Below are 13,755 nucleotides of genomic sequence, written 5' to 3' on the forward strand. Positions count from 1 at the left end.
TCACGTCCTTCCTCTCTCGGTGCTTGGAGGAGGACGCTAGACCCGAAGGTAACGGTCGGATGACGAGATGATCGTAAGTGTCCGCATTCGACCGGACCTTGCCGGTCAGCGGCCGTCCCTGGTCAGTGCCAGAGGACGGCGATGAAGATATTGACCATGGTCAGTCCGCCGACGGCACCGAACAGCGCCTTCTCCACCCGCTCCTCGTCCCGCTTGACGTAGACGAGCGCCAGCACCACGAAGAGGATCGCCAGCTTCACGCCGATCTTGATGTTGTTGACGGGCCCGCCGTCCATCTCGCGGAAGCCGACGAGCAGCACACCGGTGACGAGCATGGTCAGCGCGCCGTGCAGCATCGCGGGCACGAAACGGGCGGTGCCGGCGCTCATCGCCTTCATCTGGGTCAGGAAGCCGCCGAGGAGCGAGGCGATCCCGATGATGTGCAGGCCGAGGAAGGCGTTGATGAGAACAGTCATGCCGACGAGCGTAGGCCGTGGCTATTTTCGGATCGATGTCAGGCGGGCGAAGACGACGACATTGCCGTCGTACCCCGTCTTCTTCGAGAAGCCGCCGCCGCAGGTGATCACGCGGAGCTCCGGCGCGCCCTTGGAGCCGTAGACGCGCTGGGCCGGGAACGCGCTCTTGCCGACGACCTCGATGCCGTACACCGTGAACACGGCGGTACTGCCGTCCTGCCGGTCCACCTCGATGTGCTGGCCCTGCTTGAGCGAGCCGAGGTTGTAGAAGACCGCCGGGCCCTGCTGGTTGTCCACGTGGCCGTCGATCACGGTGGTGCCCTGCGCACCGGGGGCGGGGGAGCCCTCGTACCAGCCGGCCAGGTTCTTGTCCTGTGGCGGCGGGGCGTCCACCCAGCCCTCGGCGTCGAGTCCGACGCGGGTGACGGGGGCGTCGACCTGTACGGAGGGCACCCGGATCCGGGTCGGCGGGGAGGGCCTCAGCGGCGCGGGGGCCGGCGGGAGGCGGCGGGCGGCCTCGTCGTGGACGGGGTCGGTGACCAGGGTGGCGGCGTTCGCGGGCTGCGGCGGACCGCCGTTCGCGTCGAGGCCGTTGGTGAGGAGGAACGTGCCGCTGAGGGCGACCACGGCGACGACGCCCCAGCCGCCGCGAGGCTTCGTACGCTCCTGGTGGCGGGGCATGTGATGCGGTCTCCTTGCGGGGGCGGGAGGTCTTGGGCCGGGCCCGTCCGGTCGTCAGGGCGAGTCGGACGGGCCCGGCGGTCAGGAGTCCTGGGTCAGGAGGTTCTGGGTCAGGAGGTCCGGGTCAGGAGGCCTCGCTCGCGAGGCCCGTGGCCAGGGGGCCTGCGCTCAGGCGTTGCCGTCGGCGCGACGGCGCATCAGGTACACGCCACCGCCGACCGCGGCCGCCAGCAGGGCGGAACCGGCGGCGATCTCGGTGCCGTTCAGGCCGCCCGCACCGCCGCCGAGGCCGGCCTTGACGCCCTTGGAGGGGGTGGTGGTGCCCGTGCCGGTCGAGTGGCCCGCGACCGTGAGGGTGGTCGTGCCCTTCTCGCCCTTGCAGTCGAAGGTGACCTCGTACTGGGCACCCGGCTTGGCGTCCGCGTCCACCTTGGCGGTGGCGGGCTTGCCCTCGTTGAGCTCGACGGCGTCGAAGATGCCGGAGGAGACCTTGACCAGCGGTTCCTGGCAGCCCGTGGCGTTGAGGGTGACGGCGGCGCCGGGGGCGACGGTGGTGGGGGAGACGGTGAAGCCGAACGACGTGACGTTGGGCGTGGTCCCGCCGTCATTGGCCGCGGCCATCGGCGCGGCGAGCGCGAGAGCGGCGGTGGACAGCAGGGCGACGGATGCGACACGTATCGCACGCATGGTGATTCCTCCGGGTCCCCGAGGTGCAGCCGCGAACCATTTGTCCGCAAAAGGCAGTAAATGCCCCTCGATGGCTTGACGCTAGGTCCGGATGGCGGAATCGGCGACTCGAACTCCCCTGCCGGAGCAGGCCGAAGGGCGAGCCGACGGTGACCCGTCAACTCGCCCTGATACGGAGGGTGAGCGCCACGCCGGGCGCCCCGTGCGGAGGCTGGCGCTGTGTGACCGACACGCCGATGGGCGCCGGACGTGGCTCAGTTGGAGCAGAGGGGTACGGCCGGGACGCTCTTCATGCAGTTGTTGGGCTGGTTGAGCGAGGTGGTGCTCGCGCTCGAAGCGATCTTCCCGGCGTTGTTGTAGACCCCTCCGGTGCCCGCCGTGGCCCTGTTGCCCGTCACGATGGCCCCGTCGAGGGTGGTGGAAGCCCCGGGGCCGCCGAAGTTGGCGATCCCGCCGCCGAGTCCGGCCGGGCCGCTCGCGGAGTTGTTCGTCAGCGCCGACCGGTCGATCTTCAGGACCCCGTCGTTGGCCACCCCGCCGCCCTTCTCCAGCGCCGTGTTGTCGCTGACGGTGGACCGCGTGATCGTCATGTGCCCGTCGTTGGCGAAGCCGCCGCCGTTGCGCGTCGCCGTGTTCCCGGTGATGAAGCTGTTGGTGATCGTCGTGGTCGAGCCACCGGTCCCGGCGATCCCGCCCGAGTAGTCGGCCTTGTTGTTGCTGATGATCGACGCGGCCACCGAGAGGGTTCCGTCGTTGCGGATGCCGCCGCCGAAGCTTCCGGCCGCGTTCCCGCCGGTGATGATCACATGGCTGATGGTGAGGTTGCCGCCCCGGTCGACCACGAGGATCCCGAACGGGGGCGCCTTGGGCGCGCGGGTGATCGTGGCGACATGACCCTCGATGGTCACCGCCCCCTTGATCGCCGGCAGCGGCGCGGTCAGCGCGTACGTACAGCCCGTGGCCAGCGACAGCGAGCCGCCCGAGGCGTTGGCCGCGGTGATGGCGGCGGAGAGCGAGGCCGCGCTGCAGGCCACGGGCGTGGGCGCGGCCGCCGCGGAAGCGGGCGCCACCGCCGTCCCCACCAGTGCGGCGGCTCCGCACGCGGGCAGCAGGACGCGGGTGAGACGGGCGGCCAGCCGGCGGCTCGGCGGCGGGATCGGGGACGCGATCACGAGGGGGCTCCTTCGGGGAGGGACACGGGAGGGCTCGGGGAAGCACTCCGGATCCGTCGGGGACTCTGCAGCAGCCGTCGGGGACTCTGCAGCGGTCCCCGGCAGCGACTCCGCAGTGGTCCCCGGCCACGCGGGCCGGAATAACGGCCCCGAACGCATCCCGCCCGGACGGCTCACCCGCCACGCCGCGCGCGGAGTATTTAATACGACCGGGTGGCGGGGGGTCTCAGCCCGACCGGACGCTGCTGGTCTCAGCCCGGCCGGACGCTGCTGTGGACCGGCTGGTAGAAGACCGAGTCCTCGCGGACGTACGCACCCGGCCGCGGGGCGTGGATCATGCGGCCGCCGCCGATGTAGATCCCGACATGACTGATGTCCCCGTAGAAGAACACCAGGTCACCGGGGCGCAGGTCCTTCGTCGCGATCCGCGGCGCCGCCTCGGCCTGGTCCCAGGTGGTACGGGGCAGCGCGACGCCCGCCGCACGCCAGGCGGCCTGGGTCAGTCCGGAGCAGTCGTACGAGTTCGGGCCGGTCGCGCCCCAGACGTACGGCTTCCCGAGCTGGGCCCGGGCGAAGGCCACCGCCTTGGCGCCGGACACCGAAGCGGGGGTGTCGGCGGGCAGGTCCCCCGAGCCCGCGGGGGCCCGTACGCCCGCCACCTGCGCCCGCTGCGCCGCCGTGAGCTTCGCCAGCAGGGTGTTCGCCTCGGAGAGCCGGCCCTGCACCTCCTGCTTGCGCGCCCGTAACTCCTCCTGCGCGCCCTCGAGGTCCGCGACGACCCCGGCCGCCTCCCGGCGCCGGCCCGCCGTCTCCGCCCTGGCCCGCGTGTACCGCGCGAGCAGCGCGTCCTCGCGGCCGTCGAGCCGGTTCAGCAGGTGGGCCCGGGTGAAGAAGGCCTGCGGGTCCTCGGCCAGCAGCAGGGTCGCGGTCCCGCCGAGGGCGCCGGAGCCGCGGTACCGGTCGGCCGCGTAGCTGCCGAGCAGCCGCCGGGTCTCGTTCAGCTTCACGGTGGTGGCGGCCACCTGATCCATCAGCGAGGAGAGCAGGGCCCGCTGCCGCTCGGTCCGCTCGGCGGCCGCGTCGTAGGCCTGGGTGGCGGTGCCCGCCTGCTGGTACAGCTCGTCCACGCGGGCCCGTACCTCCTCCACCGAGGGGCGGGGCGCGGGCGCCGCCGAGGCCTGGTGGGGGAGGAGCAGCCCTAACGAGGACAGGGCCGCGGTCGTGACGACGGCGGCGGGGGCGCTCGGATGTCTTCGGGCGCGCGGCTTGCGGTGGGGAGAGGAGTGGAGCGAGGGGAATCCGTACGAATGCACGGCCGGCACCTCCTTCCGGTTGGCGGGGCACGCTAGTCGCGGAGGGGGTGCCTCGGAAGGGTCCGCGCAGGATTCGCAGGGCATATGCGGCCGATTTTCCGGGGCCGGGACCGGCTGTCGGTCCCGCCCTCTAAACTCGGAAGGCGATGAGCAGCCTCTTTGACGACAGCTTCCTGGCCGACCTCTCCCCCTCCGACGAGGTCCCGCCGCCGCCCGAGGAACACGCCGCCCCCGAGACGGGCGCGGACGATCTCTTCGGGGGCCGGTTCGACATGCCCATGAGTGGGGACGCGTACTACCGGGACGGCGCCCCCAGGCCCGTCATCGACCCGGCGGCGCTCCTCGACGGGCTGAACGCGGAGCAGCGCGCCGCCGTGGTGCACGCGGGATCCCCGCTGCTCATCGTGGCCGGCGCCGGCTCCGGCAAGACGCGCGTGCTGACGCACCGCATCGGCCACCTGCTCGGCGCGCGCGGGGTCCACCCCGGCCAGATCCTGGCGATCACCTTCACCAACAAGGCCGCCGGCGAGATGAAGGAGCGCGTCGAGGGCCTCGTCGGCCCGCGCGCCAACGCCATGTGGGTCTCCACCTTCCACAGCGCGTGCGTCCGCATCCTGCGCCGCGAGTCCAAGCGGCTCGGTTTCACCTCCTCGTTCTCGATCTACGACGCGGCCGACTCGAAGCGGCTGATGGCGCTCGTCTGCCGCGATCTGGACCTGGACCCGAAGAAGTTCCCGCCGAAGGCCTTCAACGCCAAGATCTCGAACCTGAAGAACGAGCTGATCGACGAGGACGCCTTCGCCGGCCAGGCCGTGGACGGCTTCGAGAAGACCCTGGCCCAGGCGTACGCGATGTACCAGGGTCGGCTGCGCGAGGCGAACGCCCTCGACTTCGACGACATCATCATGACCACGGTCCACCTGCTCCAGGCCTTCCCGGAGGTCGCCGAGCACTACCGGCGCCGCTTCCGGCACGTGCTGGTCGACGAGTACCAGGACACCAACCACGCCCAGTACACGCTCGTGCGCGAACTGGTCGGCACCGGGTACCCGGACCTGCCGCCGGCCGAGCTGTGCGTCGTGGGTGACGCCGACCAGTCGATCTACGCCTTCCGCGGCGCGACCATCCGCAACATCCTCCAGTTCGAAGAGGACTACGCGGACGCCACGACGATCCTGCTGGAGCAGAACTACCGCTCCACGCAGACGATCCTGTCCGCCGCCAACGCGGTCATCGAGCGCAACGAGAACCGCCGCGCGAAGAACCTGTGGACCGAGGCCGGCACGGGCGCGGTGATCACCGGCTACGTCGCGGACACCGAGCACGACGAGGCCCAGTTCATCGCCGACGAGATCGACCGGCTGACGGACGCGGGCGACGCGAAGGCCGGCGACGTCGCGATCTTCTACCGGACCAACGCGCAGTCCCGCGTGTTCGAGGAGATCTTCATCCGCGTCGGACTGCCCTACAAGGTCGTCGGCGGCGTGCGCTTCTACGAGCGCAAGGAGGTCCGGGACGTCCTCGCGTACCTGCGCGTCCTGGCCAACCCCGAGGACAACGTCCCGCTCCGCCGCATCCTGAACGTGCCCAAGCGCGGTATCGGCGAGCGCGCGGAAGCGATGATCGACGCCCTCGGCATGCGCGAGAAGATCACCTTCCCGCAGGCGCTGCGCCGCGTGGACGAGGCCTTCGGCATGGCCGCCCGCTCGACCAACGCCGTCAAGCGCTTCAACGTGCTGATGGAAGAGCTCCGCACGATCGTCGACTCGGGCGCGGGCCCGGCAGTGGTCCTGGAAGCGGTCCTGGAGCGTACGGGCTACCTCGCCGAGCTCCAGGCCTCGACCGACCCGCAGGACGAGACGCGCATCGAGAACCTCCAGGAACTGGCCGCCGTGGCGCTCGAGTTCGAGCAGGCCCGGGAGGCCGCCGCGGCGGAGGCCGCCGAGAACGGCGGGCCGCCCGTGGGCCCCGGCACGCTGTCGGAGTTCCTGGAACAGGTCGCGCTGGTCGCCGACTCCGACCAGATCCCGGACGAGGACACCGACGGCAACGGCGTCATCACCCTCATGACCCTGCACACCGCCAAGGGCCTCGAATTCCCGGTGGTCTTCCTGACCGGCATGGAGGACGGGGTCTTCCCGCACATGCGGGCGCTGGGCCAGGCCAAGGAACTCGAGGAGGAGCGCCGCCTCGCGTACGTGGGCATCACCCGGGCGCGCGAGCGCCTGTACCTGACGCGCTCCTCCATGCGCAGCGCCTGGGGCACCCCCTCGTACAACCCGCCGTCGCGGTTCCTCGAGGAGATCCCGGCCGAGTACCTGCAGTGGAAGCGGACGGGCGCGGCGCAGAAGCCGGCGGGCCCGATGCGGAGCTCTGGGTACGGGTCCTCGGGCTCGGGCGGTGGCGGATCGAAGAGCTCGTTCGGGACCTCGCCGGAGTCGTTCCTGTCCTCGTCGCGGTCGAAGTCGGGCCCGTCCGGGTTCGCTACGCGCCGGGCCTCCGACAAGCCGGTCATCGCGCTGGTGGTCGGGGACCGGGTCACGCACGACCAGTTCGGGCTGGGCACCGTCATGGAGGTCAAGGGGGCGGGCGCCGACGCGCAGGCCACCATCGACTTCGGGGACGAGAAGCCGAAGCGGCTGCTGCTGCGGTACGCGCCGGTGCAGAAGCTCTAGGAAGCGGTTGGCGGGCCGGTCGGATGGCCGGCCGGTCGGCCACCTGGCCGCCGGTCCGGGGTCCGGTTCCTCTTAGTTCGGGTCCAGGCCGTGGCTGCGGAGCCATGCCTGGGGATCGACCGGGGTGCCGCCGCCCGGACGCACCTCGAAGTGGAGGTGCGGCCCGGTGGAGTTGCCGGAGTTGCCGGAGTACGCGATCACATCGCCGGCCTTGACCTTGCCGGAGCGGATCTTGGCGCTGCTGAGGTGGCAGTACCAGGTCTCGGTGCCGTCGGGCGCGGTGAGTATCACCATGTTGCCGTAGGCGCTGTTCCACTGGCTGCGCACGGTGCCGTCGGTGGCGGCCATGACCGAAGTCCCGTAGGACACCGGGAAGTCGATGCCCGTGTGCACGGACATCCAGTTGACGCCGGCCTGGCCGAAGCCCGCGCTGAGGCCGTGCTGCTCGACGGGGAGAACGAACTTGGGGCGCGCCGCTTCCTTGGCCGCCTCCTCCTCCGCCTTCTTCTTCTTTTCCTCGTCCTGGCGCAGGCGCAGGTCGATGCGCTCCTGGGTACGGCTCGCACGGTCCGCGAAATCGCCCGCGTCGGCGCTCAGCGCCGTGAGCTGCGTATCCAGCTTGCTGTTCGCCGCGACCGGCTTGATGGACGCCGGGTCGGGCGCGGCCATCGTGGTCGTTTCCTCGGAAGGCTTCTGCGGACCGGTCAGTCCGCCCACGGAGGCGGCGGCGACACCCGCGACGCCCATCACGCAGGCGGAGGGCACGGCCACGGTCAGCAGGGCGGAACGCTTCGCGGGGGTGCGGCGGCGGTTGTTGCCACCGCCGGCGGCCGCACTCGCGCTGCCGGACTTGGCGGCGCTGCCCGACTTTCCGGCGCTGCCGGACTTGCCGGCGCGGCGCGAGGGGCGCGGCGCGGCCGGGGCCGCGAGCGTGACGGGCATGGCCTGGGTGGGGAGGTCGTGCACGCGGAACTCGGCGGCCTCGCCGTCGTCATCGAGCTCGGGTTCGAACGCGAACTCGCCGGTGACTTCGTCGGCGATGACCCCGAAGACGGAGGTCTCGGTGTAGGACGCGGACGCGGGCTCCTCGTACGCGGAGTACGTCTCGTACTCGTACGCGTACTGCTGGGCCTGCGCCTGTTCCTGCGGCTGCTCGTAGCCGTACGAGTAGCCCTGCTGCTGTTCCTGTTCCTGCTGCTGCGCGCCGGTGTTCCAGGCGGTGGCGTCGTAGGTGCCGGTTTCGGCGGCGTAGCCCGGGACCGACCAGTGGCCGGTCTGTTCGGCGGAGGCGTCGTAGCCGAAGGCGGTGGGCTGGTAGTCCGTGGAGACGGCCTGGGCGGGGACGGTCGAGAGGTATCCGTCGTAACCGTCGGCGGTGTCGTAACCGGCCTGCGGCTGCTGGGGATAGCTGCTCTGCGGGGTGGTCCAGGCGGTCGTTTCGTACCCGCCGGTGTCGTAGGAACCGGTGTCGTAGGAACCGGTTTCGTACGAGCCATAGGCGGCGTAGTTATAGCCCTGACCCTGTGATTCCTGGGATGTGTACGCGGAATCACCAGCGAAAGTGGTGGTGGAAAGGCCGTCGTACCCAAGATTGGGGTACTGGCCCGACGATGGGCGGTCGTTCACCAACTTCTCTTTCGCCTCGGCAATGGGGGGCCTGGGTGGCCGAGGAATTTGGGGTTCCTCGGAGGAGAGCAGTGGCGTGACTGTACCCGGCGGTTACTCGCATCGACAATCTTCGGCGGGTTCCAGCCTCGGGGGAACCGGGCATTCGGCCGCCTTTCGGTCGCCCAAAGAAGCACCCTTGGCCTTGAGTTCGAAATGCGTTCGATTGAAGGGGGTGCGGCAGGCCGATTTCCGGGGTCGGGCGGTCAGGCGACGGAGGCCGCGCCGGGGTGGGCGAGGGCGGCCGGGCCGGGCCCGTCGAGTGCGCGCCGGACCGCCGCGATGACCGTGGGGTGCGCGGGCAGGGCGAGGTGTCCGATGCCGGTGACCTGCACGTTCTCCGCGAGCAGGTCCGGATGCTCGATGCGGGCCGTCTCGGTCGGGTCCATCAACTCGTCGAACTCGCTCCAGAACGCCACGCAGCGCGTCCGGCAGCCGGGCGCGGGTGCGCGCAGCTCGGCCATCACCTCGGAGTCGGGGCGCATCTGCCGGACCAGCGGATGTGCGTCCATGAAGGGCGCGACGCGGGTTCCGGAATGTGGGGTTCCGAGCGTGACGAGCATGCGGACGCGGGCGTCGCCGCCGAGCCGCTGGACGTAGTACCGCCCCACCAGCCCGCCGAGGCTGTGCCCCACCAGGTCCACCCGCTCCTGCCCGGTGCGCTCGCACAGCTCCTCGATGCGGAGGGCCAGATGGCGGGCGGTGACGCGCAGGTCCAGGGTGAAGGGCGAGTAGTTGTACGTCTCCACCTGCCGTCGGCCGCCCGCCCCGAGGGCGCGGCGCAGCAGGACGAAGACGGAGCGGTTGTCCGTGAACCCGTGCAGGAGCAGGACGGGCGGACGCTCGCCGGTAGTGGCGGGCCGTCGCTCCTGGCGGATCCCCGTGGGATACATCAGGATGTGCCCGCCGAGCACGATCGCTTCCAGTAGGCCGGCCCGCAGCGCGGCCCCGGACGTGGACAGCCCCATGGACGGCCTCCCCCCAACTGCCTTGGGACCGGGACGGAGTGCCTGGAGCCCGCGACGGCCGGCCACGCCGTGCCGTGCGGCTGTCGGCACGGTGTGGCGGCACGGGAGCGGCGGCACGCCATCCCACGTGTGATTTCCCCCTCGTGGTTGACCGCGAAACGGGGGTGTGCGCGATGCTGTACTTAACGTTCGTTCACTCGGGAGGCAGTGCGATGGGTGTGACCGGTCCGATCCGTGTGGTGGTGGCCAAGCCGGGTCTCGACGGCCACGACCGGGGCGCCAAGGTGATCGCGCGGGCCCTGCGTGACGCGGGCATGGAGGTCATCTACACCGGCCTCCACCAGACCCCCGAACAGATCGTGGACACCGCGATCCAGGAAGACGCCGACGCGATCGGCCTGTCGATCCTCTCGGGAGCGCACAACACGCTGTTCGCGCGCGTGCTGGAACTCCTCGCGGAGCGCGACGCGGCGGACATCAAGGTGTTCGGCGGCGGGATCATTCCGGAGGCGGACATCGCTCCGCTGAAGGAGAAGGGCGTGGCGGAGATCTTCACCCCGGGCGCGACGACCACGGAGATCGTGGCCTGGGTGAACGGGCACGTCCGACAGGCGTCGTAGCGCCCACGGATACGGCCCGCCCGGCGCCGGCCGAGCGGGCCTACTCCGCCCGGCCCGGGCCAGTTCGGCCTGACCAGGCCGGACCCGGCCCGGCCTGATCCGGTCCCGCCGCCGTATGAGGGGCAGGGCCGGGGGCGTGCGGAGCTTACGGCTGCTCCGGCACGTGCTGCCCCCGGGTCATGGACCCTGCGGGGTGAGTTCGGCGTGCATCGTCGCGCGGAGGCGGAGCGTGGCGACCAGGCGCTGGAAGGCCTCCGACCAGTAGGCCGCCGCGCCCCCCGGCTCGGCCGGAGCCGCTGCCACCGCCACCGCGTCCAGCAGTCCTGCCTCCGCGGGATCGAGGCAGCGCTCCGCCAGTCCCATCACCCCGCTGAAGCTCCACGGGTAGCCGCCCGCCTCCCGAGCGCTGTCGAGCGCCTCCACCACGGCCCGACCCAGCTCTCCCGCCCACGGCACCACGCAGACTCCGAGCAGCTGGAACGCCTCCGACAGCCCGTGCGCCCGTATGAACTCCGCGACCCACGCCGCCCGTTCCTCCTCACCGAGGATCGACAGGAGCTTCGCCCGCTCGGCGAGCGAAGCCGTCGCCGGGCCCGTCGCGGGCGGGGCCGATGCCGAGCCCAGCAGGGCCTCGGACCAGGCGGGATCGCGCTGGCGGACCGCCGCCCGGCACCAGGCCGCATGCAGTTCCTCCGCCCAGCCCTCGGCCGTGGGCAGCGCCACGATCTCCGCCGGGCCGAGTCCCCCGAACCGCTCCTGCCAGCAGGACAGCGGAGCGGCCTCCACCAGCTGTGCCAGCCACCAGGCCCGCTCCCCGCGTCCGGCGGGCGGCCGCTTGACCACCCCGTCGCGCAGCATGCCCGCGTCGCACTCGGCCGGCGGTGTCACCCCCTCCGGGCCGACGCAGACCAGGGCCCGCTCGGCCATCCGTCCGGCCAGCGCCGATTCCGGCAGTGCCGAGAGCAGTTCGGCGGCGGTCGCCCGGACATTGCGGCTGCGGTCGGCCAGCGCGGCCTCCAGGAACGGCTCGTCTCCCGGAGAGAGGCCCACCCGCAGGGAGTCGAGGAACATCAGCCGGTCCTCGGCCCGCTCGGTGGACCATGTGGTGCTCAGCAGTCGGAGCGCGGCCGCCGCCTCGTGGGCCCGTACGGCGCCGAGCAGCGCCACCCGCTCCGCGAACAGCCCTTCCTGCCACAGGCGTTCCACCCCCGCGGCGTCCGTCGGCGCGGGCAGTTCCCCGGCACCGCCGGAACCGCCGCGCAGTGCGAACCGCCAGTCCGGATTCAGCCGGGCCAGCCACAGCCCGCGCGTCCCGGCCAGGGCCAGCGCCTGGGGACGCAGGTCGGTGCGGGCCCGCGCCGCGTCCAGCAGCGCGGGGACCAGCGCCGCCGGCGCCCGGTAGCCGTGGCGTCCGGCGGCGGCCAGCCACTGCGGCAGCAGCTCCATCAGATCCGGGGCGGCCCCCCGCCGCCCGCTGCCGCTGCCCGCGGCGGTCCGGCCGGCCAGCAGATGCGCGAGCCGCCGCCGCGCCGCCTCCGGCGGCAGGGGTCGGGGATCGAGCGGCGCGGGCTCCAGCCGCGGGCCCGCCTCGGCGGGCCGCAGGCCGGCCCGGCGCCGGACCGTCTGCACGGCCGCGACCCCGAGCAGGACCTCGGGGCTGCCCTGGCGGCGGTCGGTCCCCAGGAGTGCGGCGCCGACCAGCTCGTCCCAGTCCGGGACGGCGGCCGTGGTGGTGGGCGTGGCCGCGCCCGTGGGTGTGCCGGTGTTCGTGCCCGAGTGCGTGGTGGTGGTCGTGGTAGTCGTGGTCATCGGGTCCCTCCCTCGTGCGCGTGGCGTGCTCCGGTCCCGCCCCCTCCGCGGGATCGGAGCAGCTCGAATTCCCCCGTGGTCATCGCCACGACTGCGGTCTCAACTGGCGTGGTTGTCGTCCACAAAAGCCCCCCGGCTCAGTCGTTCCTGCACGTCGGCGCTGATGCGCCGCCGCTTCCTTCCCCCTGCGCCCCGCTCAGGCCGAAGTCAGCACCACCGGCTCCGAGGAGTCCGGCTGCCAGACCGTCAGCGGGGTGAAACCGCGGTGTCCGCACTCGCCGAACACCGTCACCGGCCCGCCTCCCGACAGCGCGGCCAGTTGCCACAGCCCCGCGCGGGGCCGGCTCCCGGCCCCGGTCAGGGGCACGGGCAGGGCGGACGTCCCTTCCACGTCCGCCAATTGCCAGGCTGCTTCGCCCGGTTGGTCCCCCTGCCGTCCTCCCGGTATCGGCACCACCGGGCCGAGCACCACCGGCCAGGACTCCAGCCAGGGGTCCTCGCGCAGTGCCGCGCCGTACGCCTCCAGTGCCGCGCCGGTGCTCACGCCCGTCGGCGCCGCCCCGCACGGCTCGGCCGCCGCGAACCGTTCGGTGAGGTCCGCCCGGAGTCCCGCCGAGCCGGGCCGGAAGCGGGCTTCCGCATCCAGCACCAGCCCGACGGGCAGGGCCAGCCCGGGTGGTCGCCCGGGCGGGCCGAAGTCCAGGACCAGGGCCGGCCGCCCGCTCGCCAGCCCGCGCAGCCATATCCGGCGGGTGGTGAGGCGGCCGTCGGGCGACGCCGTGTCGTACTGGGCCAGTACGAGCCAGCGGTCCCGAACGACCTCGCCCCCCGCCCCGGATGGCAGTCCCACCCGGCCGCGGACCGTCGAGGCCAGTGGTTCCGGCAATGCGGATATCCCCAGCCACGCCCGGTCCAGCAGGTGCAGCAGCGCGGCCTCCTCCAGCATCCGGGCGGGCCATCCGGCGCCGCAACTGGGTATCGTCCCCAACTCCCGGACCCGGGCCGCCAGTCCCGGCGCCTGGGCGTCGACCATCCTGGCGGCGGTCTCCTCCCAGGCGGCGTACCCGGCCCGCTCCTGTCCGGCCAGGCCGCCGCGGACCAGGTCCGCGAGCCGCTGCTCCAGCTCGGCGACCCCCGCCCCGATCCGGGCCGCCCGCCGCTCGGCCCGCTTCCGGGCGGCCTCCGCGTCCGCCGGCCCGGCCTGGGCGGAGCGGTCGGCGGCGGTCCGCGCGGCCTTCGCCGCCCGCTCCGCCAGCCACTCGCCGGCCCAGTCCGGAGCCGGTGCCCCGTCGGGTGTCCCGTCCCCTGCCGGCGCCCCCGCCGCGTCTGCGAGCCCCTCCGTGGCCCACAGCAGCAGCAGTCCCAGCGCGTGCTTGCAGGGGAACTTCCGGCTCGGGCAGGAGCACTTGTACGCCGGGCCCGACAGGTCGACGACCGTCCGGTACGGCTTGCTGCCGCTGCCCTTGCACAAACCCCACACCGCACCGGAAGCGGAACCTCCGGTCTGTGACCACGGCCCCGCCCCGCCGAGTCTGGCCCCCGCCTTGCGTGATGCGTCGTCAGGAGCCAGAGCCAGTACCTGTTCCGCTGTCCAGCGGACCCCCTGCTCAGTCATGTGTTCCACCGTAGAGACCCCCACTGACAATCGCTCTGACCTGCAACAACGCAGGGTCCAGGGGGCGTTGTCAG

At 72.4% G+C, this 13,755-nt stretch carries 11 protein-coding genes; 2 read left to right on the forward strand and 9 right to left on the reverse strand.

The features are described from left to right. Nucleotides 1-122: 122 nt before the first annotated feature. From OHU74_RS22130 to OHU74_RS22150, 5 genes are all read right to left on the reverse strand, one after another. Nucleotides 123-476: a hypothetical protein gene (locus OHU74_RS22130; RefSeq protein ID WP_371617490.1), complete on the reverse strand. Its 354-nt coding sequence runs from the start codon at nucleotides 474-476 to the stop codon at nucleotides 123-125. A gap of 21 nt (nucleotides 477-497) precedes the next feature. Beyond that, a complete protein-coding gene (locus tag OHU74_RS22135) occupies nucleotides 498-1,157 on the reverse strand; it encodes a class F sortase (RefSeq protein WP_371617491.1) in 660 nt (219 codons plus the stop codon). 168 nt (nucleotides 1,158-1,325) lie between these two features. Next, a complete protein-coding gene (locus tag OHU74_RS22140; protein WP_371617492.1) occupies nucleotides 1,326-1,844 on the reverse strand; it encodes a hypothetical protein in 519 nt (172 codons plus the stop codon). A 254-nt stretch (nucleotides 1,845-2,098) separates the two neighbouring features. After that, complete coding sequence (locus tag OHU74_RS22145) at nucleotides 2,099-3,016, reverse strand: hypothetical protein (protein WP_371617493.1); 918 nt, start codon at nucleotides 3,014-3,016, stop codon at nucleotides 2,099-2,101. A gap of 251 nt (nucleotides 3,017-3,267) precedes the next feature. Further along, nucleotides 3,268-4,329 (reverse strand): NlpC/P60 family protein, encoded by a 1,062-nt coding sequence (locus tag OHU74_RS22150; protein ID WP_371617494.1) that lies wholly within the window; start codon nucleotides 4,327-4,329, stop codon nucleotides 3,268-3,270. 146 nt (nucleotides 4,330-4,475) lie between these two features. Between OHU74_RS22150 and pcrA the strand changes: the two genes are divergently transcribed. After that, complete coding sequence (pcrA, locus tag OHU74_RS22155; protein ID WP_371617495.1) at nucleotides 4,476-7,004, forward strand: DNA helicase PcrA; 2,529 nt, start codon at nucleotides 4,476-4,478, stop codon at nucleotides 7,002-7,004. Between the two features lie 72 nt (nucleotides 7,005-7,076). On the opposite strand, the gene OHU74_RS22160 is transcribed toward pcrA, so the two are convergent. Continuing rightward, entirely contained in the window at nucleotides 7,077-8,630 is a 1,554-nt protein-coding gene (locus OHU74_RS22160) for a M23 family metallopeptidase (RefSeq protein ID WP_371617496.1), read from the reverse strand. 245 nt (nucleotides 8,631-8,875) lie between these two features. Beyond that, on the reverse strand, nucleotides 8,876-9,637 hold the full coding sequence (locus tag OHU74_RS22165; protein ID WP_330298147.1) for an alpha/beta fold hydrolase: 762 nt from the start codon (nucleotides 9,635-9,637) through the stop codon (nucleotides 8,876-8,878). 212 nt (nucleotides 9,638-9,849) lie between these two features. Between OHU74_RS22165 and OHU74_RS22170 the strand changes: the two genes are divergently transcribed. Then, entirely contained in the window at nucleotides 9,850-10,257 is a 408-nt protein-coding gene (locus OHU74_RS22170) for a cobalamin B12-binding domain-containing protein (RefSeq protein ID WP_371617497.1), read from the forward strand. 177 nt (nucleotides 10,258-10,434) lie between these two features. Here the strand turns inward: OHU74_RS22170 and OHU74_RS22175 are convergent, their stop codons facing one another. Next, complete coding sequence (locus OHU74_RS22175) at nucleotides 10,435-12,066, reverse strand: DUF5691 domain-containing protein (RefSeq protein ID WP_371617498.1); 1,632 nt, start codon at nucleotides 12,064-12,066, stop codon at nucleotides 10,435-10,437. 196 nt (nucleotides 12,067-12,262) lie between these two features. Then, nucleotides 12,263-13,681, reverse strand: coding sequence for an SWIM zinc finger family protein (locus OHU74_RS22180; protein WP_371617499.1), 1,419 nt, complete (start codon nucleotides 13,679-13,681; stop codon nucleotides 12,263-12,265). Nucleotides 13,682-13,755: the final 74 nt, after the last annotated feature.

Origin of the sequence: Streptomyces sp. NBC_00454 (assembly GCF_041434015.1) — a bacterium.
GTDB lineage: Bacteria > Actinomycetota > Actinomycetes > Streptomycetales > Streptomycetaceae > Streptomyces.

Excerpts from the sequence above, each read along its gene's own strand:
- OHU74_RS22130 (WP_371617490.1), bottom strand. The coding sequence starts at position 476 with ATGACTGTTCTCATCAACGCCTTCCTCGGCCTGCACATCATCGGGATC.
- OHU74_RS22170 (WP_371617497.1), top strand. The coding sequence starts at position 9,850 with ATGGGTGTGACCGGTCCGATCCGTGTGGTGGTGGCCAAGCCGGGTCTC.
- OHU74_RS22175 (WP_371617498.1), bottom strand. The coding sequence starts at position 12,066 with ATGACCACGACTACCACGACCACCACCACGCACTCGGGCACGAACACC.
- OHU74_RS22140 (WP_371617492.1), bottom strand. The coding sequence starts at position 1,844 with ATGCGTGCGATACGTGTCGCATCCGTCGCCCTGCTGTCCACCGCCGCT.
- OHU74_RS22165 (WP_330298147.1), bottom strand. The coding sequence starts at position 9,637 with ATGGGGCTGTCCACGTCCGGGGCCGCGCTGCGGGCCGGCCTACTGGAA.
- OHU74_RS22135 (WP_371617491.1), bottom strand. The coding sequence starts at position 1,157 with ATGCCCCGCCACCAGGAGCGTACGAAGCCTCGCGGCGGCTGGGGCGTC.
- pcrA (WP_371617495.1), top strand. The coding sequence starts at position 4,476 with ATGAGCAGCCTCTTTGACGACAGCTTCCTGGCCGACCTCTCCCCCTCC.
- OHU74_RS22180 (WP_371617499.1), bottom strand. The coding sequence starts at position 13,681 with ATGACTGAGCAGGGGGTCCGCTGGACAGCGGAACAGGTACTGGCTCTG.